The 24,144-nt window shown below is 69.2% G+C and carries 19 protein-coding genes; 5 read left to right on the forward strand and 14 right to left on the reverse strand.

What is annotated here, in order from left to right:
• Positions 1–5 precede the first annotated feature (5 nt).
• Together purL and N416_RS0109615 are read right to left on the reverse strand one after the other, a co-directional pair.
• A complete protein-coding gene (purL, locus tag N416_RS0109610) occupies positions 6–2,276 on the reverse strand; it encodes a phosphoribosylformylglycinamidine synthase subunit PurL (RefSeq protein WP_192830947.1) in 2,271 nt (756 codons plus the stop codon).
• 46 nt (positions 2,277–2,322) lie between these two features.
• Positions 2,323–3,591, reverse strand: coding sequence for a M18 family aminopeptidase (locus N416_RS0109615; protein ID WP_024441893.1), 1,269 nt, complete (start codon positions 3,589–3,591; stop codon positions 2,323–2,325).
• Between N416_RS0109615 and N416_RS0109620 the strand changes: the two genes are divergently transcribed.
• Both N416_RS0109620 and N416_RS0109625 read left to right on the forward strand, forming a co-directional pair.
• Positions 3,590–4,663, forward strand: a complete 1,074-nt coding sequence (locus tag N416_RS0109620) for a Dyp-type peroxidase (RefSeq protein WP_196805121.1) — start codon at positions 3,590–3,592, stop codon at positions 4,661–4,663. The genes N416_RS0109615 and N416_RS0109620 overlap by 2 nt on opposite strands.
• Complete coding sequence (locus N416_RS0109625) at positions 4,660–5,457, forward strand: family 1 encapsulin nanocompartment shell protein (RefSeq protein WP_024441895.1); 798 nt, start codon at positions 4,660–4,662, stop codon at positions 5,455–5,457. Before N416_RS0109620 ends, N416_RS0109625 begins: the two co-directional genes overlap by 4 nt.
• Here N416_RS0109625 and N416_RS23210 read toward each other — a convergent pair.
• The 3 genes from N416_RS23210 to purS form a co-directional block, all read right to left on the reverse strand.
• The gene (locus tag N416_RS23210; RefSeq protein WP_024441896.1) at positions 5,454–8,861 is read right to left on the reverse strand and encodes a PGRS repeat-containing protein; all 3,408 of its coding nucleotides are present in this window, start codon (positions 8,859–8,861) and stop codon (positions 5,454–5,456) included. The two genes, N416_RS0109625 and N416_RS23210, sit on opposite strands and share 4 nt — an antisense overlap.
• A gap of 111 nt (positions 8,862–8,972) precedes the next feature.
• Complete coding sequence (gene purQ / locus N416_RS0109635) at positions 8,973–9,647, reverse strand: phosphoribosylformylglycinamidine synthase subunit PurQ (RefSeq protein ID WP_024441897.1); 675 nt, start codon at positions 9,645–9,647, stop codon at positions 8,973–8,975.
• Positions 9,644–9,883 carry a phosphoribosylformylglycinamidine synthase subunit PurS gene (purS, locus tag N416_RS0109640; RefSeq protein WP_024441898.1) on the reverse strand — a complete coding sequence of 80 codons (240 nt, stop codon included), beginning with the start codon at positions 9,881–9,883 and terminating at the stop codon, positions 9,644–9,646. Before purS ends, purQ begins: the two co-directional genes overlap by 4 nt.
• Positions 9,884–9,969: 86 nt before the next feature.
• Between purS and N416_RS0109645 the strand changes: the two genes are divergently transcribed.
• Positions 9,970–10,608 carry an MBL fold metallo-hydrolase gene (locus tag N416_RS0109645; RefSeq protein WP_024441899.1) on the forward strand — a complete coding sequence of 213 codons (639 nt, stop codon included), beginning with the start codon at positions 9,970–9,972 and terminating at the stop codon, positions 10,606–10,608.
• On the opposite strand, the gene N416_RS0109650 is transcribed toward N416_RS0109645, so the two are convergent.
• The 6 genes from N416_RS0109650 to N416_RS0109675 all read right to left on the reverse strand — a co-directional run bounded on the left by N416_RS0109650 (position 10,605) and on the right by N416_RS0109675 (position 17,908).
• Positions 10,605–12,260, reverse strand: a complete 1,656-nt coding sequence (locus N416_RS0109650; protein ID WP_024441900.1) for an FAD-binding dehydrogenase — start codon at positions 12,258–12,260, stop codon at positions 10,605–10,607. The two genes, N416_RS0109645 and N416_RS0109650, sit on opposite strands and share 4 nt — an antisense overlap.
• 19 nt (positions 12,261–12,279) lie before the next feature.
• The gene (locus tag N416_RS0109655) at positions 12,280–12,993 is read right to left on the reverse strand and encodes a DUF2334 domain-containing protein (protein ID WP_024441901.1); all 714 of its coding nucleotides are present in this window, start codon (positions 12,991–12,993) and stop codon (positions 12,280–12,282) included.
• 62 nt (positions 12,994–13,055) lie between these two features.
• The gene (locus N416_RS0109660) at positions 13,056–14,399 is read right to left on the reverse strand and encodes a DUF2254 domain-containing protein (RefSeq protein WP_024441902.1); all 1,344 of its coding nucleotides are present in this window, start codon (positions 14,397–14,399) and stop codon (positions 13,056–13,058) included.
• The gene (locus N416_RS0109665) at positions 14,399–14,887 is read right to left on the reverse strand and encodes a glutathione peroxidase (protein WP_024441903.1); all 489 of its coding nucleotides are present in this window, start codon (positions 14,885–14,887) and stop codon (positions 14,399–14,401) included. Before N416_RS0109665 ends, N416_RS0109660 begins: the two co-directional genes overlap by 1 nt.
• 10 nt (positions 14,888–14,897) lie before the next feature.
• Positions 14,898–17,015, reverse strand: a complete 2,118-nt coding sequence (locus tag N416_RS0109670; RefSeq protein ID WP_024441904.1) for a S9 family peptidase — start codon at positions 17,013–17,015, stop codon at positions 14,898–14,900.
• Positions 17,012–17,908 carry a phosphoribosylaminoimidazolesuccinocarboxamide synthase gene (locus tag N416_RS0109675; protein ID WP_024441905.1) on the reverse strand — a complete coding sequence of 299 codons (897 nt, stop codon included), beginning with the start codon at positions 17,906–17,908 and terminating at the stop codon, positions 17,012–17,014. The genes N416_RS0109670 and N416_RS0109675 overlap by 4 nt, the downstream gene beginning before the upstream one ends.
• Before the next feature lie 131 nt (positions 17,909–18,039).
• Between N416_RS0109675 and N416_RS24245 the strand changes: the two genes are divergently transcribed.
• Entirely contained in the window at positions 18,040–20,199 is a 2,160-nt protein-coding gene (locus N416_RS24245; protein WP_024441906.1) for a cellulase family glycosylhydrolase, read from the forward strand.
• Between the two features lie 48 nt (positions 20,200–20,247).
• Positions 20,248–20,880 (forward strand): hypothetical protein, encoded by a 633-nt coding sequence (locus tag N416_RS0109685; RefSeq protein WP_024441907.1) that lies wholly within the window; start codon positions 20,248–20,250, stop codon positions 20,878–20,880.
• Here the strand turns inward: N416_RS0109685 and N416_RS0109690 are convergent.
• Genes N416_RS0109690 through N416_RS0109700 form a run of 3 tightly spaced genes read right to left on the reverse strand, consistent with a single transcriptional unit; the run spans position 20,877 to position 24,109 of the window.
• A complete protein-coding gene (locus N416_RS0109690) occupies positions 20,877–22,097 on the reverse strand; it encodes a cytochrome P450 (protein WP_024441908.1) in 1,221 nt (406 codons plus the stop codon). The genes N416_RS0109685 and N416_RS0109690 overlap by 4 nt on opposite strands.
• 5 nt (positions 22,098–22,102) lie before the next feature.
• Positions 22,103–23,521 carry an adenylosuccinate lyase gene (gene purB / locus N416_RS0109695; RefSeq protein WP_024441909.1) on the reverse strand — a complete coding sequence of 473 codons (1,419 nt, stop codon included), beginning with the start codon at positions 23,519–23,521 and terminating at the stop codon, positions 22,103–22,105.
• 6 nt (positions 23,522–23,527) lie between these two features.
• Entirely contained in the window at positions 23,528–24,109 is a 582-nt protein-coding gene (locus tag N416_RS0109700; protein ID WP_024441910.1) for a hypothetical protein, read from the reverse strand.
• Positions 24,110–24,144 lie beyond the last annotated feature (35 nt).

A 24,144-nucleotide genomic window follows, 5' to 3' on the forward strand; every position in this document is an offset into this window, starting at 1 on the left:
AGGCTTTATCCGAACAGTCCCGGCAGCACCGCTTCGGAGGTGCTGCGCAGTTCGGCCAGCGACACACTGAACTGGCCCTGGACCTCGATCTCCTGCGAGGCCTGGTCCACCACGCCGACGCGGGTGGCAGGCAGGCCGCGCGCCTCGCACATCGACCGCAACCGGCTCTCCTCGGTGCGCGGCACCGCCACCAGCACCCTGCCCGCGGACTCGGAGAACAGGAAGACGAACGGGTCGGCATCTTCGGGAAGCAAGATGCGGCAACCGGTCTCACCGGCGATCGCCGACTCGACCACGGCCTGGATCAGCCCGCCTTCGCTCAAGTCGTGGGCAGCCGAGATCAGGCCGTCGCGCGATGCCGCGTTCAGCACCTCGGCGAGCAGCTGCTCGCGTTCCAGGTCGACCTTCGGCGGCAGTCCGCCCAGGTGATCGCCGGTCACCTGCGCCCAGATGGACCCGTCGAACTCGTCGCGGGTGTCGCCGAGCAGGATCAGCGTCTCACCCGGCTCGACGCCGAACGCCGTGGGAATACGGCGGCTCACGTCGTCGATCACCCCGAGCACCCCCACGACCGGGGTGGGGTGGATCGGGGTGGCGCCGGTCTGGTTGTAGAAACTCACATTGCCGCCGGTCACCGGAATCCCCAGTGCCGCACAGCCATCGGCAAGACCGCGAACGGCCTCGGCGAACTGCCACATCACCCCGGGATCTTCCGGAGAACCGAAGTTCAGGCAGTTGGTGACGGCGATCGGCGTGGCGCCGGTGACGGCCACATTGCGGTACGCCTCCGCCAGCGCCAGCTGGGCCCCGGTGTAGGGGTCGAGCTTGGTGTAGCGACCGGAGGCGTCGGTGGAGATCGTGATCCCGCGTCCGGACGCCTCGTCGATGCGCAGCATCCCCCCGTCGGCGTGCTCGGCCAGCACGGTGTTGCCGCGCACGTAACGGTCGTACTGTTCGGTGATGAACGCCCGGCTGCACAGGTGCGGGCTGCCCAGCAGCGCAAGCAGAGTCGCGCGCAGCTCCTCCCCGGTGGCCGGCCGCGGCAGCTTGTCCGAGCGGTCGGCGTTGAGCGCATCCTGGGTGTCGGGGCGCGCGACCGGGCGCTGATAGATCGGGCCTTCGTGGGCCACGGTGCGCGGCGGCACGTCGACGACGGTCTCACCGTGCCAGGTGATCTGCAGCCGGTCGCCGTCGGTCACCTCACCGATCACGGTGGCGAGCACGTCCCACTTGGCGCAGACCGCCATGAAGGCGTCCACGTTCTCCGGGGCGACCACGGCGCACATGCGTTCCTGCGACTCGCTGGACAGCACCTCGGCCGGGCTCATGTTCGCCGCGCGCAGCGGCACCTTGTCCAGCTGAATCGCCATGCCGCCGTCGCCGGCGGACGCCAACTCGGAAGTGGCACAAGACAGTCCGGCACCGCCGAGGTCCTGGATGCCGACCACCAGCTTGGCGGCGTAGAGCTCCAGGCAGCACTCGATGAGCACCTTCTCGGTGAACGGGTCACCGACCTGAACCGACGGCAGCTTCTTGCGGCCGGCACCGCTCTCATCCCCGCCGAAGGTGTCCGATGCCAGCACCGACACCCCACCGATGCCGTCCAGGCCGGTGCGCGCCCCGAACAGGATGATCTTGTTGCCGGCGCCGGAGGCGAACGCCAGGTGCAGGTCCTCTTTCTTCAGCACCCCGACACACAGCGCATTGACCAACGGGTTGCCTGCGTAGCAGGGGTCGAAGATGGTTTCGCCGCCGATGTTGGGCAGGCCCAGCGAGTTGCCGTAGCCGCCGATGCCGCGCACCACCCCGTCGAGCACCCGGCGGGTGTCCGGGGCGTCGGCGGCGCCGAAACGCAGTTGGTCCATCACCGCGACCGGGCGCGCGCCCATCGCCATGATGTCGCGCACGATGCCCCCCACGCCGGTGGCCGCACCCTGGTAGGGCTCGACGTAGGACGGGTGGTTGTGCGACTCCACCTTGAAGGTGACCGCCCAGCCGTCGCCGATGTCGACGACGCCGGCGTTCTCGCCGATGCCGGCCAGCATGGCCTTGCGCATCTCATCGGTGGTGGTCTCACCGAAGTAGCGCAGGTGCACCTTGGAGGACTTGTAGGAGCAGTGCTCGCTCCACATCACCGAGTACATGGCCAACTCGGCGTCGGTGGGGCGGCGGCCCAGGATGTCACGGATGCGCTGGTACTCGTCGTCCTTGAGACCCAACTCGGCGAACGGTTGCGGGTGCTCGGGCGTTGCGGCGGCGTGTTCGACGGTGTCCAGCGTGGTCGGGGGCGTCACGGGCACAGTCTATGGCACCGATTTGGGCTCAGTTCGGCGCCAGGAATGCCGTCAGAGCCGCCGCGTAGGAGGTCACATCGCGCGCGCCCATCAGTTCCCGCGCCGAATGCATGGCCAGCTGTGGAGCGCCCACGTCGACGGTGGGGATACCGGTGCGTGCGGCGGTCATCGGGCCGATGGTCGATCCGCACGGCAGGTCGGCCCGGTGCTCGTAGCGCTGCAGTGCCACACCTGCCTGATCGCAGGCCAACGCGAAGGTGGCGGCGGTGCGTCCGTCGGTGGCGTAGCGCAGGTTGGGCTGCACTTTGAGCACCGGGCCGGCGTTGACCGCGATCTGATGGCCCGGTTCGTGACGGTCCGGGTAGTTCGGGTGGGTGGCGTGCGCCATGTCCGCCGAGGCCAGCGTGGAGGCGGTCAGCCGCCGCAGGAAGTCCTCGCGGTCGCCGCCGGCGGCCAGCGTGATCCGCTCCAGGACGCCTCGCAGCAGATCGGACTGGGCACCGTGATCCGACGTCGACCCGACCTCCTCGTGGTCGAACAGCACCAGCACCGGCAGGTGGCGGCCCGGCGTGGCGGCGATCAGGGCTTCCAGGCCGGCGTAGCAGCTGGCCTGGTTGTCCAGCCGCGGCGCGCTGACTAAGTCGTGGCCCAGCCCGGTCACCGCCGACGGCGCCAGGTCGTGGGTCATCAGGTCGAAACCGAGCACGTCGCGGGGTTCCACGCCGGCGCGTTCGGCGACATAGCGCAGGAAGTCCGGGGATCGCCCAGTTCCCCAGACCGCGTTGACGTGGCGTTGCGGGTCCAGCTTGACCGCTGCGCGGTCCTCGGCCAGGTGGATGGCCAGTTGCGGCACCCGCAGGATCGGCTCGTCGATGCGGACCAGGTGGTGGCTGATCCCCGAGCTCTCGGAGCCGCTGCGCACCGACAGCCGCCCGCTGATTCCCAGGTCGCGGTCCAGCCAGGAGTTCAGCCAGGCACCGCCGTAGGGCGCCAGGGGCACCAGCTGCCAGCCGGCGACCTCACGGGCGGGATGTTGCTTGACCCGCAGGTTCGGGCTGTCGGTGTGCGCGCCGATGATCCGGAACGGGGTGGCCGGAGTCGTGGCACCGCCGTCCCACGCGATCAGCGAACCCGCTCGGACGGCGAAGTACCGCCCCGGCGCCTGTGGCCATCGGTCGGTCTCGGCGACCTCGGTGTAGCCGGCTGCTCGCAGCCGTTCGGCCACGGTTGCGCAGGCGTGAAACGGCGACGGTGAGACGTCGATGAACTCGCATAATCCGGTTGCGGTGGCCGCCATGGGGTCAAGTCTTTCGCATCCAGACGCCGATGGGGGCGTTAGGGTCGATAGCGTGCCGTCCGTTCAGCCCGTCACCGCTCCCCTGACCTGTGCGGCCATTTTCCTGGTGGCCACCATCGACGAGGGCGGCGAGCAGCCCGTGCACGACGCGTTGCCGGACTTGGCGGGTTTCGCCCGGGCGATCGGCTTTCGCGACCCGACCAAGCGGCTGTCGGTGGTGACCTCGATCGGCTCGGAGGCGTGGGATCGGCTGTTCGCCGGACCCCGGCCGGCCGAGCTGCATCCGTTCGTCGAGTTGACCGGTCCCCGCCACACCGCCCCGGCCACCCCCGGGGATCTGCTGTTTCACGTCAAGGGCGAGACCTTGGATGTCTGCTTCGAGCTGGCGGGACGGATCGTCAAGTCGATGGCCGGTGCGATCACCGTGGTCGACGAGGTGCACGGCTTCCGGTTCTTCGACAATCGCGACCTGCTCGGTTTCGTCGACGGCACCGAGAACCCGGTCGACGACGACGCGGTGGCGGCCACCGCGATCGGTGACGAGGACCCCGACTTCGCGGGCGGCTCCTATGTGCACATCCAGAAGTACCTGCACGACATGGCCGCCTGGGAGGCGCTGCCGGTCACCGAACAGGAGCGGGTGATCGGCCGCACCAAGGCCGACGACATCGAGTTCGACGACGCGGTGAAACCGGCCAACTCGCATATCGCGCTCAATGTCATCACCGACGAAGACGGCAACGAGCTGGACATCGTGCGCCACAACATGCCGTTCGGCTCGGTGGGCTCCGGCGAGTCCGGCACGTACTACATCGCCTACGCGCGGACGCCTCAAGTCACCGAGCAGATGCTGCGCAACATGTTCTTGGGCGACCCGCCGGGCAACACCGACCGCATCCTGGATTTCTCCACCGCGGTCACCGGCGGGATGTTCTTCACCCCCACCGCCGACTTCCTCGACGATCCGCCGCCACTCCCGGGAGCACCGGCACCCAGTACCTCCGAGCCCGTCGAGACCACCGGCGTTCACGGCTCACTGAACATCGGCAGCCTGAAAGGAACCTCGCAATGAACAACCTGTATCGCGATCTGGCCCCGGTCACCGAAGCGGCCTGGGCCGACATCGAGCAGGAGGCGACCCGCACGTTCAAGCGCCACATCGCCGGGCGCCGGGTGGTCGATGTCAGCGAGCCGGCCGGCCCGACAGCGGCCGCGGTGGGCACCGGTCGGCTGACCGGCATCAGCGCCCCCGGCGACGGTGTTGAGGCGCATCTGCGCGACAGCAAACCGCTGGTGCGCCTGCGGGTTCCGTTCACCCTGTCGCGTGACGAGATCGACGATGTCGAGCGGGGCTCGCAAGATCCCGACTGGGACCCGGTGAAGGCCGCGGCCAAGAAGCTGGCGTTCGCCGAGGACCGCATCATCTTCGGGGGCTACCCGGGCGCCGCGGTGGAGGGCATCCGCAGCGCGAGCTCGAACCCGGAGCTGACGCTGCCGGAGGACCCGCGCGGCATCCCCGACGTGATCAGCCAGGCGCTTTCAGCGCTGCGACTGGCCGGGGTGGACGGCCCGTACTCGGTGCTGTTGTCCGCTGACACCTACACCAAGGTCGCCGAGACCTCCGATCACGGCTACCCGATCCTGGAGCACCTGCGCCGGCTGGTCACCGGCGACATCATCTGGGCACCGGCGATCGACGGCGCGTTTGTGCTGACCACTCGGGGCGGCGATTTCGATCTGCGGCTGGGCACCGACGTGTCGATCGGCTACCTGTCCCATGATGCCGAGGAAGTGCAGCTCTACCTGCAGGAGACATGCACGTTCCTGTGCTACACCGCCGAGGCCGCGGTCGCGCTGACCTGCTAGCCCGGGGTGCCGGTCGGCCCGGTGCCGCCTGTACTGCCGGTCGGGCTTCCGGACCCACCGGCGCCGCCACCGCCACCGGCGCCGCCGACCGCACCCGAGCCGTCGTGAGTGCCGTGGCCGCCGCTGGCGCCACCGGAACCACCGGCGCCCCCGGCACCGCCGGTGGGGCCGTCACCGCCCGGCCCCGTCGTCGCGCCGGTGCCGCCCGCACCACCGTTGCCGCTCTGGCCGCCGACGCCACCGGCACCTCCGTCACCACCGTTGCCCCATTGGGTCACGTTGTCGTTGTACCCCTTGCCGCCGGCGCCGCCGTGGCCACCGGTCCCGCCGACGCCACCGTCACCGCCGGCACCGCCGACGTTGTTCCCGGAGGATCCACCACTGCCGCCCGCGCCTGCCGCGCCGCCTGCGCCACCGACGCCACCCGTGGAGCCGGCGTTGTCGTTGATGAACGGGCTGCCGTTCGCGCCGGTTTGTCCTGCCCCGCCTGTGCCGCCATCGCCGCCGGTGCCACCGTTGCCGCCGGCACCGTCGAGGCCGTGAGCCGCGGTACCGCCGGCACCACCGGCGCCGCCCGAGCCGCCGGCGCCCGCGGCCCCGCCGAACCCGCCACCGCCGCTGATGCCGGCCGCGTTGTTGGAGCCGAAAGCCGGCAGGCCGCCGACTCCGCCTGACCCACCGGTACCGCCGGCACCGCCGGTGCCGCCGGCCCCGCCGTTACCCGAGGAGGTACCGCCGGCGCCACCGATTCCACCACCGCCCCCGGCACCGGCGCTGGTGCCGTTCAAACCGGTGGCACCGAGGTACGGCCCGATCGTGCCGTCGCCACCGTCGCCGCCCGTGCCACCAGCACCTCCCGCGCCGCCGTTGCCGGTCACACCGCCCGATCCACCGGCGCCGCCGTCACCGCCCCTGCCGGCGGTGTCCAGGATGGTGATGGAGTCGAAACCGTCTCCGCCCTTGCCGCCGACGCCGCCGGTGCCGCCCGTCCCGGCAGTGGCCTGGTTGCCGCCCGCACCGTCGAAGCCGCCGGCACCGGCCGTGCCCGCATTGCCTCCCGCACCGCCCTTGCCGCCGTCGGCCTGGATTGAACTGATGCCGTTGGAACCGTTGCCGCCGTCACCGCCCGTGCCCGCCGCGCCGCCGTTGCCACCGGCCCCGACCGTGCCGTGCGCAGCCGCACCACCGTTGCCGCCCGTACCTCCGGTGCCGCCGTGCCCGCCGTCGCCACCGCCACCCACCGCGCCGCCGCCCAGAACACCCGAACCGCCCGAACCACCATTGCCGGCAGCACCGCCCACACCACCCTTGCCGCCGTTACCGACGTTGACGCCTCCGGCACCGCCGACACCCCCAGCACCACCGTTGCCGCCATTGGGGCCATTCTCACCCAGGGCCGCAAGACCATTCGCACCATTGCCGCCGGCACCACCGGCGCCGCCGTTGCCACCGTTGCCGTCAGTGCCGCCCGTGCCGCCCGCACCGCCGGCACCACCATTGCCCGCAGTGCCGATCGCGGTGATGGTGTTGAAGCCGTCGCCACCCTTACCGCCGTTGCCGCCGTGCGCGGTCGCGGAACCACTGGCCGCCTGGTTGGCCCCGTTGCCGTCGAAGCCGCCGACACCCGCGGTACCGGCGTTGCCTCCGGCGCCACCCGCGCCACCATCGGCGATCAACGACGAACTGCCGTTGGAGCCACTACCGCCGTCGCCGCCGGAACCGGCCGCACCACCCGTGCCGCCCGCACCCACCGTGCCGTGCGCCGCCGCGCCACCGTTTCCGCCGATACCACCGGTGCCGCCCGCACCGCCATCGCCGCCACCGCCCAGCGCACCGCCACCGAGCACACCCGAACCACCGGAACCACCGGAACCGGCATCGCCGCCGACACCACCGGCACCGCCGTTTCCGGCATTGGTGCCACCGGCCCCGCCGACACCACCGGCACCGCCGTTGCCGCCCCTGGGGCCGTTCTCACCCAGGGCCGCAAGTCCGTTCGCGCCGTTGCCGCCGTGACCACCGGCCCCGCCCGCGCCACCGTTGCCGTCAACGCCGCCGGTGCCACCGGCACCGCCGGCCCCACCATTGCCCGCAGTGCCGATCGCGGTGAGGGTGTTGAAGCCGTCGCCACCCGTACCGCCGTGCCCACCGGTACCGACCGCACCGGCGGCGGCCTGGCTGCCGCCGGCGCCGTTGAGGCCGCCGGCGCCGACACCGCCGGCGTTACCGCCCGCACCGCCCGTGCCTCCGTTGGGTATCAGCGAAGAACTGCCGTTGGAGCCGTCGCCGCCGACGCCACCGTCACCGGCGTTGCCGCCCACGCCGCCGGCGCCCATCGCGCCGAGAATCGCGGCGCCGCCCTTGCCGCCGGTTCCACCGACGCCGCCGTTGCCGCCGTCACCGCCACCGCCGAGGGCGCCGCCGCCCAGCACACCCGAGCCGCCGTTGCCTCCGGGGCCGCCCGCGCCACCGGCGCCACCGCGGCCGGCGTCGCCGATCCAGTTCTTGCTGGAACCGCCGACACCGCCGTTGCCGCCGTTGCCGGCGTTGGTGCCGTTCTCGCCCAGGACCGCAAGTCCGTTGAAGCCGCGACCGCCTTCGCCGCCGGCACCGCCGACGCCGCCGTTGGCGAAAATCCAGCCCAGCCCGTCGCCGCCGTTGCCGCCGTCCCCGGCGTTGGTGCCGTCCTGTCCGAGCACGATGTTGTCGTAGCCGGCGCCGCCGGCACCCCCGGCACCACCGATGCCCATCCAGGTGCCACCCGCACCGCCGTCGCCGCCGTCGCCGCCGTCGATCCCGGTCAAGATGCTGTCTCCGCCGTGACCGCCGGCACCGCCGTTACCGAACATTCCGGCGTCACCGCCGTTGGTGCCGTCGACCCCCGAGATCAGGCTGTTGTAACCGTCGCCGCCGTCACCGAACAACCAGCCGCCGTTGCCGCCGTCGACGCCGGGCAGGAGGCTGTCCGCGCCGTTGCCGATCACGTAACCCATGCCCAGCGAGTTGATAAATGTGTCGACCAGGATGCCGGTAGGGCTGTTGATCCAGTCCTGCATCATCGTGTGTATCGGCTGGTAGAACCAGTCATCGATGAGGCCGGAGATCGTCAGCGGGTCTGCATCGGCAGGCAGGGCCGCCAACGGATCGCCGACACCGGCCACATCCCACGACGCCGGGTTCAGCCAGTCGCTAAGGTCCAGGTCCTGCCCCGTCGACGCGGCGACCGGCGTGAACAGGTCCGACAACCAGTCAAGGTCGAACCCGTCGGCATTCGCCGCCGGCGCACCGACGAGAGGACTCAAGCCGAACGCCAGGAAGGCCCCGATCGCGGTGCCGGCGCCCAGCACACGACGACGACGCACGAGTCGAGCACCGGTGAACACATCGCGCTTGTGACAGGCCATGTGAATGGCTCCTCCCCCGAGGACTTCAACGACAAACGAACGTTAACAACGATCGTTGTTCCTCGTCAGGAGATTTTCAGTTATCTCTAAAATACTGGGACCGCGACGTCCTCAGACTGAGAGCACGGCGTCCAGCGCGGAGTAGAACAACCCCAGGCCGTCATCGCTGGGCCCGGTCAGGGCCTCGATGGCGTGCTCGGGGTGCGGCATCAGCCCGACCACCCGGCCGTTGGCCGAGCTGACACCGGCGATATCGCGCAGCGAGCCGTTGATGTTGTCGAGGTAGCGGAACACCACCCGGCCTTCGCCCTCGAGCTCGTCGAGCACCGCCTCGGAGGCCACGTAGCGGCCCTCACCGGACTTCAGCGGCACCAGCAGGTCGGCGTCGGCGTCGAACCGGGAGGTCCAGGCCGTCGAGGTGGACGCTACCCGCAGCCAGACGTCGCGGCAGACGAAGTGCAGGCCGACGTTGCGGGTCAGCGCTCCGGGCAGCAGCCCGGCTTCGCACAGCACCTGGAAGCCGTTGCAGATGCCGAGCACCGGCATGCCCTGGCCGGCGGCCCTGATGACCTCGCCCATCACCGGGGCGAACCGGGCGATGGCACCGCAGCGCAGGTAGTCACCGTAAGAGAAGCCGCCGGGCACCACCACGGCGTCGACACCCTTGAGGTCGGCGTCGGCGTGCCAGAGGCTGACGGGCTCGGCACCGACGAACCGGACCGCGCGGGCGGCGTCGACGTCGTCGAGGGTGCCCGGGAAGGTGATGACGCCGATCCGGGCGCTCACGAGGTCTCCCGGCTGACGGTGAAGTCCTCGATCACCGTGTTGGCCAGCAGCGATTCGGCGATCTCGGCCAATGCGGCGTCGTCGATCGAATCGTCGACCTCGAGCTCGAAGCGCTTGCCCTGCCGCACATCCGACACTCCGGTGTGTCCGAGCCTAGAAAGCGCTCCCACGATCGCCTGTCCCTGCGGGTCAAGGATCTCGGCTTTGGGCATCACGTGCACAACCACCCGGGCCACGGGTGCTCCCTACTGTCGACGGGGGAATCGGTCGGGTCAACAATACCGATGCCCGTCGGCGGCACCGGAGAGCACAATCTTTAGGTATGCAACTGACCCACTTCGGCCATTCCTGCCTGCTCGCCGATTTCGGCGGGACCACGGTGCTGTTCGACCCCGGCAACTTCTCGCACGGCTTCGAGGGCATCACCGGGCTGGCGGCCATCCTGGTCACTCATCAGCACCCTGACCACGCCGACGTGGCGCGGCTGCCGGCCCTGATCGACGCCAACCCGGGTGCGGCGCTCTACGCCGACCCGCAGACCGCCGCCCAGCTGGGCCCGCCCTGGCGGGCGGTGCATGTCGGGGACGGCTTCGATGTCGGTCCGCTGCGTGTGCGCGGGGTGGGCGGGCAGCACGCGGTGATCCATCCGGAGCTGCCGATGATCGACAACATCTCCTACCTGATCGGCGACGACGAGCATCCGGCCCGGTTGATGCATCCTGGCGACGCGCTGTTCGTGCCGGGCGAACCGGTGGACGTGCTGGCCACCCCGGCGGCGGCGCCGTGGATGAAGATCTCCGAGGCCGTCGACTACCTGCGCGCGGTGGCGCCGCGGGCGGCGGTGCCGATCCACCAGGGCATCATCGCCACCGAGGCGCGCGGGATCTATCACGGCCGGTTGGCCGAGATGGGACGCGCCGACTTCCAGGTGCTTCCCGAGGAGAGCGCCGTCACCTTCTAGGCGATATCGCTGGCCGCGCCCCGGCCGGCAGCCCGCCCGGAGAAGATGCACCCGCCCAGGAAGGTGCCCTCCAGCGCTCGGTAGCCGTGCACCCCGCCGCCCCCGAAACCGGCCACCTCACCGGCCGCATACAGGCCGTCGATCGGCTTGCCGTCCGCACCCAGCACCCGGGAGTCCAGGTCGGTTTCCAAGCCGCCCAACGTCTTTCGGGTCAGTATGTGCAGCTTCACCGCGATCAGCGGTCCGGCGGCCGGGTCGGTCAGCCGGTGCGGAGCCACTACCCGGCCGATCCGGTCACCCAGGTAGGCCCGGGCGCCGTGGATCGCGGTGATCTGGCCGTCCTTGCTGAATCGGTTCGCCACTTCGCGGTCGCGTGCGGTGACCTCGGCCTCGACCGTCGCGTAGTCCAACGGGACCACATCGGGCAGGTCGTTCATGGCGGCGACCAGGTCGCGAAGCGACGAAGCGTGCACGAAATCCACCCCGCGGTCGATGAACGCCTGCACCGGCGGGGGCGGTCCGGACCGGGCTCGCGACATGGCCAGCTGTCGCAGGCTACGGCTGGTCAGGTCGGGATTCTGCTCTTGGCCCGACAGCGCGAATTCCTTCTCGACGATCCGCCGGTTGAGCAGGAACCAGGTGTAGTCCTGACCGGAGCGCGCGATGTGTTCGAGCGTGCCCAAGGTGTCGAACCCGGGATACAGCGGCCCGGGCAGTCGTACGCCGGCGGCGTCGAGCCACAGCGGCGACGGGCCGGGGATGATGCGGATGCCGTGACCGGGCCAGATCGGGTCGTGGTTGGTGATGCCCTCGGTGTAGTGCCACATCCGGTCCCGATTGATCACCCGGCCGCCGGCGGCCTCGGTGATCCCGATCATCCGGCCGTCGACATGGGCGGGCACCCCGGCCAACAGTTGCGCGGGTACCCGGCCCATCCGCTCCGGCCAGTTCTGTCGCACCAGATCGAGGTTGCCGCCGATACCACCGCTGGTGACTAGCACCGCCGGAGCACGCAATTCGAACTGTCCCACCGTGTTCCGCGACGAGGCCACGCCGCGTTCGGCAGTCGAGGGTTCCAGCACACTGCCGCGAACCCCGGTCACCCGGCCGCCCTCGACGATCAGCTCGTCGACCTGGTGCCGGAAGGCGAACCGGACCCGCGAGCGGCCCCGCAGCCGGCTCGCGAAGATCTCCACCAACGCCGGTCCGGTTCCCCAGGTGATGTGGAACCGGGGCACCGAGTTGCCGTGCCCGATGGCGCCGTAACCGCCGCGCTCGGCCCAGCCCACCAACGGAAAGAGCTTCAGCCCGCGGGCCCGCAGCCAACTGCGTTTCTCACCCGAGGCGAAGTCCACGTAGGCATGCGCCCACTGGCGCGGCCAATGGTCGCACTCCCGGTCGAAGCCTGCGGTGCCCAACCAGTCCTGTAGCGCGAGTTCGTGGCTGTCGCGGACCCCCAGCCTGCGCTGCTCGGGGCTGTCGACGAAGAACAGGCCGCCGAAGGACCAGAACGCCTGTCCGCCCAGGTTCGCGCTGTTCTCCTGGTCGACGATCAAGACACGCTGACCACGGTCGACCAGCTCGCAGGCCGCCACCAGGCCGGCCAGACCCGCCCCGACGACGATCGCGTCGGCGTCCGCCTTACCGCTCATGGCGTCCCAGGGTAACGACTCAGGCGCTCAACTCCGAGGCCACATCGACCGGCGGGAGTGGCCAGCGGTAGGGCTCCGGCCGACAATCATGGCCCAGCGCCGTGTCCACCGCATCCAGCATGGCCTCGGCCACGCCGGGCTTGCTCAGCTGCCGCGCCCCTACCGACAGCCGCACCACGCCGTCGCGGCGCGCGATGCGCTCACTGGTGGCCACCACCATCCGGCACCACCAGGGCGCACTGGGGAATCCGGCCCCGGCGCCGACCACCCGGGCCCGCACGGTGTGGCCCAGTACCAGGTCGGTGACCCCGTGCAAACCGGCCAGAAGCCGGAAACCGTTGCGCGGCAACGCCTTGATCGTGCCCGGTGACACGGTCCAGCCGGGCGCGGCGAACAGCCGGGTGCGCAGTCCCAGGTGTTCCAGTACGCGGTCGGCGCCGAGCAGTCGCAGATTGGCCTCGTGGGCGGGCAGCGTGGCGAACTCGCCGCGGCGTTTCTTGGTGGCGGCCTCGTCGAAGCCGTGCAGCACGATCGCCGCGCCGTCGGCGCGCCGCTGCGCCAGCCACTCGACGGTGCCGGGATCGCGGTCGAGCCGGTAGTCGGCACCCAGTCGCGGTGCCACCAGCAGCGATACCGGTACGTCGCGGGCATCCAGTTGCGCGCAGAAGGCCTCGGCATCGGCGAGGGTGTGCGCCCCGATCCCGGAGAGGGAGACGATCAGTTGTCCGGTCACAACACCAGTGTGACCAGCACAGGTGTCCAGTCGGTGACGCCGAGGAAGACGTCAGATAGCGCTTACGGAGTCGCCCGCCGGCGGCTGTGGTCGGCCGGATCGGTGGTGTCGGCGGCGATCGCCTTGAGCCGGGCCAGATCACGCGGGTGCAGACCCGGAGTCATCTCCAGCGATTCCAGAAGCAGGTCGGTCTGTTCACGCAGAGCGGGCAGGTGCTCCGGCCGGCCGTACTCCTTGACGTGGGCGACCAGCATTCGCAGCACCCGCAGGATCGCCGCCGCCACCAGGGGCTGACTGGGCGCAACTTGGCGAAGTTGGTCGAAACCGTGCCCGATGTACTCCTTGGGGTCGAGATCCCAGGGCCGCAACAGTATTCGCCCGTCCGGGCCGGCCACTGCCCGCGGTCGCGGCGGCACCGTCAGCACCCGGCGCAACAGGCTGCCCACCCGCAACGTGGCCTCCACCGCTGTGGTCGGGTCGTTGATCGCCGAGCTGAGTGCCCGCAGTCCGATATCGACCAGCTGGCGGAAGGCGAAGTCGACGTCTTCCTGCATGGTGCGGCTGTCACTGACCACGACGGCCCGGGGCAGCTTCTGCCGCACCCGATCCGGATTGGCCGGCACCGGCCAGATGGTGACCAGGGGCTGGCCCAGGTGGATGTAGGCGCCCACCCGGGTGTCCAGCCGGATGGTGGTGCCGGCGGGGATGGCAGCCAGCAGCCGTTGGGGTTCGACCTGGCTGACCCAGCCGTTGCCGGGCGAGGTCAAGCGCAACGCGTCCGGGGGAACCTCCATGTCGGCCTCGTGGGCGGGTTGCTCGTGAGCAGCGGCGGCCGCGACAGCGTCGATCACCATCGAGCCCTCGGCCGCGATTTCACGCACCACCTGTCCGACTTCCAGCCGGTGGGCCAGGTGATCGACGTGCGCGATGATCGTGATGACGGTGGCGATCGTCAGCACGACCGCGACCGTCACCGTCAGCGGCGGCGCGGGGACCGGTGAAGACCCATCGAGATCAGGCAGGCTCAGTACGCAGTACACGAAGGTCGCGACCAGCAATCCGATCACCACCTGGCTGAGCCGGTCCCGGATGAACCAGCGCATCACTCGTGGCGACAGCTGCGAACTCGCCAGCTGCAGGCTGACGATGGTCAGCGAGAAGATGACTCCCGCAGTGGTGATCGTCGCGCCGGCGATCGTGGACAGCAGTGTGGTGGCCACGCCACTGTCCATTTTCAGAAGGAAGCGCGGCGACGGGCCGATGTTGCGGTCCGCCACCCGGGTGATGACGGCGAGCGCCATCCCGCCGAACACGATCACCAACGGCAAGGCGAACAGGCTCTCCCGGAACCGGTAGGCCAGCGCCGCTGCCCGCACGCTGGGGAAGCGCTCCGACCGGGTATGCATCAGCCAGGAAGGACGGCTTCGATGGCGGCGATCACCTCGGGTGCGTCCGGCACCGTGGTGGGCCGGAAGCGGTTGACCACGGTTGCGCCCGGGGCGAGCAGGAACTTCTCGAAATTCCACTGCACGTCACCGGCGGCGCCCTCGGCGTCGGCGGTCTTGGTCAGCTCGGCGTACAGCGGGTGGCGGTCGGCACCGTTGACGTCGGTCTTGGCCAGCAGCGGAAAGCTCACGCCATAGGTGGTCGAGCAGAAGGTCTGGATCTCCTCAGCGGTTCCGGGTTCCTGACCCATGAACTGGTTGCAGGGCACGCCCAGCACGGTCAGGCCGCGGTCGCCATAGTCCTGCGCGAGTTTCTCCAGCGCGCCGTACTGCGGGGTGAGTCCGCATTTGGACGCGACGTTGACCACGAGCACCGCGCGGTCGGCGTAATCGGCCAGCGAGGTGGAACGTCCGTCGAGGGTGGTCAGCGGGATTTCGGCGAGGCTCATGGCCGCGACGTTACCCGCAGCCGACAACCGCCAACGACCAGGCGTAGGAGAACGCGATCTCTTTCCAGCGTTCGTAGCGCCCGGAGATACCGCCGTGGCCGGCGTTCATCTCGGTTTTCAGCAACACCGGGTTGGCATCGGTCTTGGTGTGCCGCAGTTCCGCGACCCACTTCGCCGGCTCGACGTAGTACACCCGGGTGTCATTCAGCGAGGTCATCGCCAGGATTGGCGGATAGTCGCGGCGGGCGATGTTCTCGTACGGCGAGTAGGACTTCATGTAGAAGTAGACGTCTTTGTCGTCCAACGGGTTTCCCCACTCGTCCCATTCGATTACGGTCAGCGGCAGGGACGGGTCCAAGATGGTGGTCAGCGGGTCGACGAAGGGAACCTGCGCCACCACCCCGGCGAACAGGTCCGGCGCCAGGTTGGTCACCGCCCCCATCAACAGCCCGCCGGCGCTGCCGCCCATCGCCACCAGACGTCCGGGCTGACAGGTCCCCGCATCGACCAGGTGCCTTCCCACGGCGACGAAGTCGGTGAAGCTGTTCTTCTTCTCCAGCAGCTTGCCGTGCTCGTACCACAGCCGGCCCATCTCACCGCCGCCGCGAACGTGGGCTACGGCGAACACCATGCCCCGGTCCAGCAGCGACAGCCGAGCGATCGAGAACTGCGGGTCCTCGCACGCCTCGTAGGCCCCGTATCCGTAAAGCATTGTGGGAGCGGGAAGTTCGATACCGGCGCGGTGCACGATCGACACCGGGATTCGGGTTCCGTCCTGGGCGTAGGCCCAGTCGCGGTATTCGACGTAGTCGGTGCTGCGGTATTCGCCCAGCACCGGTTGTTCGCGCAGCAGAGTGCGTCCACCGGTCGCAAGGTCGATGTCGTAGACCCGTACCGGGGTGATGAAGGACGTCGCACCTACCCGCAGTTTCGGAGCGTCCCAGTTCGGATTGGCGGCCAGACCGGACGAAGTCAGCTCGGTGTCGAAGGTGATCTCTTGCGGCGGTTGGAGATCGCCGTCGGCGCCGATCGGCCACAGTTGGATGCGAGGCAGACCCTCGGCTCGGTACCCGATCACCAGATGGTGCGCGAAGGCGTCCACCGCGTCGAGTCGCACGTCGTCGCGTCCGGGGATCAAGGTCTGCTGCGCGGCCGGATCGGAGACCGGGGCCTGCACCAAGGTGAAGTTGACCGCACCGTCGTTGTGCAGCATGAGGAATTGGTCCTGGCCACCGATGACGGCGTGCTCGACGGAGTATTCGACGCCTTCCCGGCGAGGAAGCACTACGGTGAACTCGGCCTGCGGGTCGGCTGCGTCGGCGTAGCGCACCTCGGTGGTTATCGACGAGCCGGCTGCGATCAGCACGTAGGCGTCGCTGCGGGTACGTCCCACCGACAGCCAGAAGCGTTCGTCGGCCTCGTGGTAAACCTGTTCGGCGGATCCTGCCGGAGCACCGATTCGGTGTCGCCACACGGTATCCGGACGCCAGGCTTGATCGACAGTCGTGTAGTAGACCGTCTGGTTGTCGGTCGCCCAGGTCACCCCGGCGCCGATTCCGGCGATCTCGTCGGGAAGAAGTTCGCCGGTACGAAGATCCTTGAACCGCATGGTGTACCGCTCGTCGCCGATGACGTCGACGGAGTAGGCCAGGAGGTGGCTGTCCGGGCTGACGCCGGCGGCGCCGAGCGCAAAGAAGTCGTGCCCTTCGGCCTCGGCATTCTGGTCGAGCAGCACCTGCTCGCCGGGGATCTCGGTGGCCTCGTCGAGTTGCGGCGGATCCCAGTCATCGGGGCCGCTGATCGGGCAGCGGCAGTGGACGCCGTACTGCTTTCCTTCGAAGGTGCGCGCGTAGTACCACCAGTCGCCGCGACGGGCGGGAACCGACAGGTCGGTCTCCTTCGTGCGGGCCTTGATCTCGTCGAAAATGGCCTGCCGCAGGGGCTCTAGGTGTGCCGTGGCGGCCTCGGTGTAGGCGTTCTCGGCTTCCAGGTGGGCGATCACGGCGGGATCAGACTTGTCGCGCAGCCACTCATAGGAGTCGACGAAGACGTCACCGTGGTGGGTGCGGGTGGTTTCTACTCGCTTCGCCGAGGGTGGGCTCGGCAGATCCTGCGACAGGTCGGTCATGCTCCGGGGCCGACCCAGTCGTGGAAGGACAGACCCGAAATACGTTCGTAGGCCTCGATATAGCGGGCGCGGGTCGCCGCGATGATGTCGTCCGGCAGCGCCGGGGGTGGCTGATCTCCGGCCCGGTCCCAACCGGATTCCGGACCGGTCAGCCAGTTGCGGACGAACTGCTTGTCGAAGCTCTGCTGCACGACCCCGGCCCGGTAGTGGTCGGCCGGCCAGTACCGCGACGAGTCGGGGGTGAAGACTTCGTCGGCGAGCACCAGGTTGTCGTGTTCATCGACGCCGAACTCGAACTTGGTGTCGGCGATGATGATTCCCTTGGTCAGCGCGTGGTCGGCCGCCTGCACGTAGGTCGCCAGGGTGCGGTCGCGCAACTGGCTGGCGCGGACCGGGCCCACCAGGTCGATCACCTGAGCGAACGAGATGTTCTCATCGTGCTCGCCGATCTCGGCCTTGGTCGCCGGAGTGAAGAGCGGGTTGAGGAACTTGCTGGCTTCCATCAATCCGGGTGGCAACGGGATGCCGCACACGGCGCCGCTGCGCTGATAGTCCAGCAGGCCCGAGCCGGTCAGGTAGCCGCGGGCCACACACTCCACCGGCATCATCTTCAGCTGGCGCACGACCAGCGCGCGACCGAGCACCTCATCGGGGATGCGTGGGTCGTCGGGCGGCCCCGCCAGGTGATTGGGGGCCTCGACGAGGTCGAAGAAGAAGACGCTCATCGCGGTCAGGATGCGACCCTTATCCGGGATCTCACTGTCCAGGACGTAGTCGAACGCCGAGATCCGGTCGGTCGCGACGAACAGCAGATGGTGATCATCGATCCGATAGAGTTCGCGGACTTTGCCGCTGGCCAGGTGCTGGTAATCGGAGAGCGCGGGTCGCGGCATTGCGTCAGCCTATCGGGGACGACGCCGCGCGCCTCAACCCTGCCACGTGAACCACACTTCATGTACGGTAATTTGTCAGGTGTTTCACATGTAAAGTCTAACTTTCACTGCCGGCGAGGAGCGACCGCCACATGACATCGCAACTGACCACCTCCGGTAATCGCCGACTGCGGCGGCGCAGCGGTCGCACGCAACTGGCGGGTGCAGCAGCAGCAGCAGCCGGGTTGTCACTCGGGCTCGGGTTGTCACCGCTGGGCGCCGCGTCCGCGCACGCCGAGTTCTTAGACGACGCCTTCGAGCAACTCCTGGCCGGGATGGTCGTCGACTGGGGAGAGCCGTTCGCGGCCCCCGCCACCGACTTCGACTTCGCCAGCTGGTTCCAGCAATCGATCTACCTGCCCATCTACCACGGGCTGGATGAGTGGCTGGATACGCAGGCCGGTCAGCAAGTCGCCGATTTCCTGAACGGGTTCGGCTCGTACGTGATCGGTGACGGCGCCACCGGAACAGCAGCGAACCCCGACGGCGGCGCAGCCGGGTGGTTGTTCGGCACCGGGGGGACCGGCTGGGACAGCGACCAGGCCGGAGTCGCCGGCGGTGCCGGCGGCGCGGCGGGACTTATCGGCAACGGCGGGGCAGGCGGCGACGGCGGCGCCGAAGCCACCGGAGGCGCCGGTGGCAGCGGGGGCTGGCTGCTGGGTAATGGCGGGGCCGGCGGCGACGGCGGCGACGGCGCCAATGGCGGCGACGGCGGCAGCGGCATCGGCCTGTTCGCCGCCGGCGGCCACGGCGGTGACGCCGGCCAAGGCGACAGCGTCGCCTCCACTCCCGGCTGGGCGCGGCCGGCGCTGGGCGGGGCCGGCGGCAACCCCGGGCTGTTCGGCACGCATGGCTCCGTCGGTGCCTTCGGCACCTTGGACAGCGGCCCGCCGATCGGCAGCGGCGCCTTCAGCACCGCCGGCACCTGGCTCACCGACGCCGACGGCCGGGTGCTGATCCTGCACGGGGTGAACGAGGTCAACAAGTCTGCGCCCTATACCCCGGAGGCCGACCACTTCGACGAGCAGCATGCGGCGTATCTGGCCGCCAACGGCATCAACGCGGTTCGCGTCGGCGTGATCTGGTCCGGGGTAGAGCCCAGCCCCGGCCAGATCGACTACGAGTATCTGGCGTCGATCAAGGCCACCGTGGACCTGCTCGGTTCCTACGGCATCGTCAGCGTCATCGACATGCATCAGGACCTGTACAGCGACACCATCACCGGGATCGGTGACGGGGCGCCGGAGTGGGCGGTGCAGATCGGTGATGCGATCAATATCAACTTCGGCTGGCCGTGGAACTACCCGCTCAACGCCGCCGTGAACCACGCCTGGGATGCGTTCTGGACCAACTCCCCCGCCGCCTCCGACGGGATAGGCCTGCAGAACCACTACGCCAGCATGTTCCAGGCCGTGGCGGGCGTCCTCAACGGCAATCCCCACGTCGCCGGCTACGAGATCATGAACGAGCCCTGGCCGGGCTCGGGCTACCTGTCGACGGCGTTCGGCAACCCGTTCTTCGACACCCAGCAGTTGTCACCGTTCTACGAGCAGGTGACGGCGGCGATCCGCTCGGTGGACCCGAGCACCCCGGTCATCTTCGGGTCCAACACGCTGTTCGGCAACCTGCCGGTGCCCACCTTCGTGACCCCGCCGGATGATTCGAACACCATATTCGCCTTCCACAGCTACTGCCCGTGGTACGAGGTCTTGGGCAGCGACTTCGGTTGCGGGGCATACGAGGGCTACATCATGGATCACGCCGCGGCCTACTCGCAGGCACATGGCGTCCCGGCGCTGCTCACCGAGTTCGGCAACACCACCAACCCCGGTGTCATCTACGGCGCCACCGGCGCCGCCAATCAGCACGGCTTCGGCTGGCTGTTCTGGGATTACAACCACGTCCTCGTCCGTGACATGGAGCAGCCGCTGACCGGCGACAACGTGGCGACCGATGCGGTGAACGCCCTGGCCGCGCCTTACCCGCAGGCCGTGGCCGGCATCCCGGGCAGCTGGTCGTTCAACGACGGCACCTTCGCGTTCAGCTACTCCACCGAGATGGCTGACGGGTCGGGGCAGTTCGCCGCGGGGGCGCACACCAACATCTCGGTACCGCCCAGCCTCTACCCGGACGGCTACCAGGTGGCAGTCACCGGCGGGCAGGTCGTGTCAGCCGCGAACGCCCCGGTGCTGGTGATCGCCTCCAACGCCGGCGCCGCCACCATCACGGTGACCGTCACACCCAACAGCTGACGACGCATCACCTGCCGGACGGGCTCGGGGTGTGTTGGGATCGGAGGCATGACATCCCGGCTGCTGCCCTATGCCACCTCGCCCGGCCGCTTGCTGGCCCAACTGCTGAGCGACCTCGTCGTCGCGGCATGGACCTTCCTGTGGGTGATGATCGCCCTGGCGGTGCACGGTGCGGTGACCACCATCGCCGGGGTCGGACGGCAGTTCGAGCGCGGCGCCAACGGCGTGGCCGACAGCCTGGCCTCGGCAGGCAAGAGCGCGGACCGGATACCGCTGGTCGGCGACGCCGTGAGCAAGCCACTCACCGCAGCGGGTCATGCCGCAGTCGATATCGCCGGGGCCGGTCATAACCTCAACACCACTGCAGGTTGGCTGGCCTATGTGCTCGCTTTTGCTGTCGCCGCCCCGCCGATTCTGGCGGTGGCGATGCCGTGGCTGGCCTTGCGACTACGGTTCTTCCTGCGTAAACGGGCGGTGCTGGGCTTGTACTCGAACCCGGCCGGGCAGCAGCTGCTGGCGCTGCGCGCCCTGACCAATCGCCCGTTGGGGAAGCTGACCGCGGTCAGTCCGGACCCCGCCGGGGCCTGGCGGCACGCCGACCCCGTTGTGATCGGGGGCTTGGCCGCGCTGGAACTGCACGCCGCAGGCCTGGCCCGCCGATCCCCTGTCGCGCGTAGCTAGGGGCGCAGCTCCACCATCATGTGCCGCATCCCGGTGTGCCGGTTGCTGCGCGTCCACTCCACCGGTGCCACCACCGCCAATTCACCGAACCGGCTCAGCAGCTCCTCGTAGAGCACCCGCAGTTCCAGTCGGGCCAGGTGGGCACCCAGGCAGAAGTGGGCGCCGTGCCCGAAACCGATGTGGGGGTTGGGTTTACGGGTGACGTCGAACTGATCGGCCCGCTCGAAGACCGCCGGGTCCCGATTGGCCGAGCCCTCCCACACCAATACCTTCTGACCGGCGTCGATGGTCTGCCCGCCCAGCACGACACGCCGGGTGGCGGTGCGCCGCTTTGACGGAGCCGGCGAGGTCCAGCGCAGGATCTCCTCGATGGCGGTGGGCAGCAGATCGAAATCGCTACGCAGCAAACGATATTGATCGGGGTACGCAGACAGTGCCAGCAGCCCTCCGGCGATGGCGTTGCGAGTGGTCTCGGCGCCGGCGCTGAACAGCAGCTGGAAGAACAGATACACCTCGAGGTCGCTGAGCTCGGGGTCGGTCGAGTTGGCCACCACCGAGAGCATGTCGTCGGCGGGCTCGGCCCGCTTAGCCGCGATCAACTCACGCCCGAAGGTGTAGACCCGGTTGCCGGCGTCCTCGATAGACAGTCGCGACACCACCGCCTTGCGTGAGCCGCGGAAGTCGAAGCTGGGCTCGATCGCCTCGAACAGCCAGTGCCGGTCGGCCTCGGGCACACCCAACAGAATGCAGATCATCTGCATCGGCACCTCGGCGGCGATGTCGACCAGGAAGTCGAAGGGCACCCCGGGCTCGACGGCGTCGAGCAAAGACCGCGCCCGGTGCCGCAGGTCGGTCTCGACCCGGCGGATCATCCGCGGCGTCAGCCCGGAGCTGACCAGCCGGCGGACCTGGGCGTGCCGCGGGTCATCCATCATGTTCAACAGCTGCCCGGCGATCGGCAGGTCCTGCAGCACGGTGCCACCGAACGGCCGATCACCACCGGTGACCGACGAATAGGTCTGCGCATCCCGCAGCACTTCAAGCGTTTCGGCGTGCGTGGCCACCGACCAGAAGCCGTCGCCGTCAGGGGTGTGGGCGGTGGGCTCGTGCCAGTACACCGGGGCGACGCGGCGGTGCAGCGCGAACAGCTCGTGGGGGAATCCGTCGGCAAAGTTGTCCAGATCGGTGAAGTCGATGCTCGCGAGCTCCCGGACCATGACGGTTACAGGATCGCGCCCGGGCTGTAGGCAGCCCCGGCCGGGTGCCGTTCGAGCAGTTCGGCCACCTCGGCCGCCACCCGGTCGACCTGGTCGGCGGCCGCACCGGTGAAAGCCTGGCGGTCGGCGACGGCCGCATCCAGCGCGTCCCGGTCCAGCGGCAGCCGGTCATCGGCGGCCAGCCGGTCCAGCAGGTCGGGGTCGGCGCCCCGCTCGCGCATGGCCAGCGCGACAGCCACCGCGTGCTCCTTGATCACCTCGTGGGCGGCTTCCCGTCCCACACCGGCACGCACCGCGGCGATCAACACCTTGGTGGTCGCCAGGAACGGCAGGTAGCGGTCCAGTTCGCGGGTGATCACCGCCGGGTAGGCCCCGAATTCGTCGAGCACGGTCAAGAAGGTTTCGGTCTGTCCATCGACGGCGAAGAAGGCGTCGGGCAGTGCGACCCGACGCACCACCGAGCAGAACACGTCGCCCTCGTTCCACTGCGCGCCGGCCAGTTCGGCGGCCATCGAGGCATAGCCGCGCAGCACCACCTGCAGGCCGTTGACCCGCTCGCAGCTGCGGGTGTTCATCTTGTGCGGCATCGCCGACGAACCCACCTGGCCGGGCGCGAATCCTTCGGTGACCAGTTCGTGGCCGGCCATCAGTCGGATGGTCTGCGCCAGGGAGGACGGGCCGGCGCCCAGTTGCACCAGCGCCGAGACCACGTCATGGTCCAGCGAGCGGGGGTAGACCTGCCCGACGCTGGTCAGCACCGCCGAGAACCCCAGAAAACCTGCGATGGAGCGTTCCAATTGCGCCAGTTTGGCGGTGTCGCCGTCAAACAGATCCAGCATGTCCTGCGCGGTGCCCATCGGCCCCTTGATTCCGCGCAGCGGGTAGCGCTCGATCAGCTCACGTACTCGCCGCAGCGCGAGCAGGGTTTCCTCGGCAGCCGACGCGAACCGCTTACCCAAGGTGGTGGCCTGCGCCGCGACGTTATGGCTGCGCCCGGCCATCACCAGGTCACGGTAGGCTACCGCGTGGCTGACCAGGCGCGCAGCGACCGCGACGCCGTGGTCGTGGACCAATTGCAGGGACTGGCGGATCTGCAGCTGCTCAACGTTTTCGGTCAGGTCCCGGCTAGTCATGCCCTTGTGGATGTGCTCGTGACCGGCCAGCGCATTGAACTCCTCGATGCGGGCCTTGACGTCGTGGCGGGTCACCCGCTCGCGGGCTGCGATCGACGCCAGATCGACATCTGCGACGGCGGCTTCGTAGTCGGCGATCGCCTGTGCGGGCACCGGCACACCCAGCTCGGATTGGGCGCGAAGCACCGCCAGCCACAGCCGCCGCTCGGCAACGATTTTGGCCTGCGGCGACCAGATTTCTGTCATGGCGGTGCTGGCGTAACGGGTGGCCAGCACATTGGGGATGCTCACGAGCAGCTAGCTTACGGTCGTGCGCTCCGGTGGAGTCGGGCTGGCCTGGGCAGCGGGCACGGCTTGCACCACGACCGGGCCTCGACCTTCGGACAGCGATATCGCGGCATCGATGAGGTGCTCGCCGACCACCTGGACGGCGCGCCACGGGGGCAGCGGTTCGCAGATGAAGGCGGGATTGGTTCGGGTGGCACGGCGCATCACGTGCTGGCACCCCTGCGAGAATTGCACGCGCTGCACCGTCGCGTCGTCGGCCCGGCTGGTCAGGGAGTACGGATTCTGGGTGTAGCGAATGCACGTGCCGTCCCGGTCGATGCCGTAGCCGGCCAGCAGACCGTCATAGGGGTCGACGGTGACTGGCCAGAAGGGCGGCGCGAGGTCGAAGGACCGCACGATCTCGTGCCGCGGCCCGACAGGGACGTGTCGGGTGAGGGATCGGGTGCGGCAGCGGGTGGCGATATCGAAGGGCCGCACCCGCCTGTTGTGCATGAAGACCAGGAAAACCTCGATTGCTATCCGGGCTGCCGGCGGCCACTCCAGAGGCGTCAACGCGACGTTACTTTCGTTGACGCGGCCAACGGTCAACATCGCGACTCCATAGGTCGATAAAAGCGGACAGGCCC

Source organism: Mycobacterium sp. UM_WGJ (assembly GCF_000455125.1).
Lineage (GTDB): Bacteria > Actinomycetota > Actinomycetes > Mycobacteriales > Mycobacteriaceae > Mycobacterium.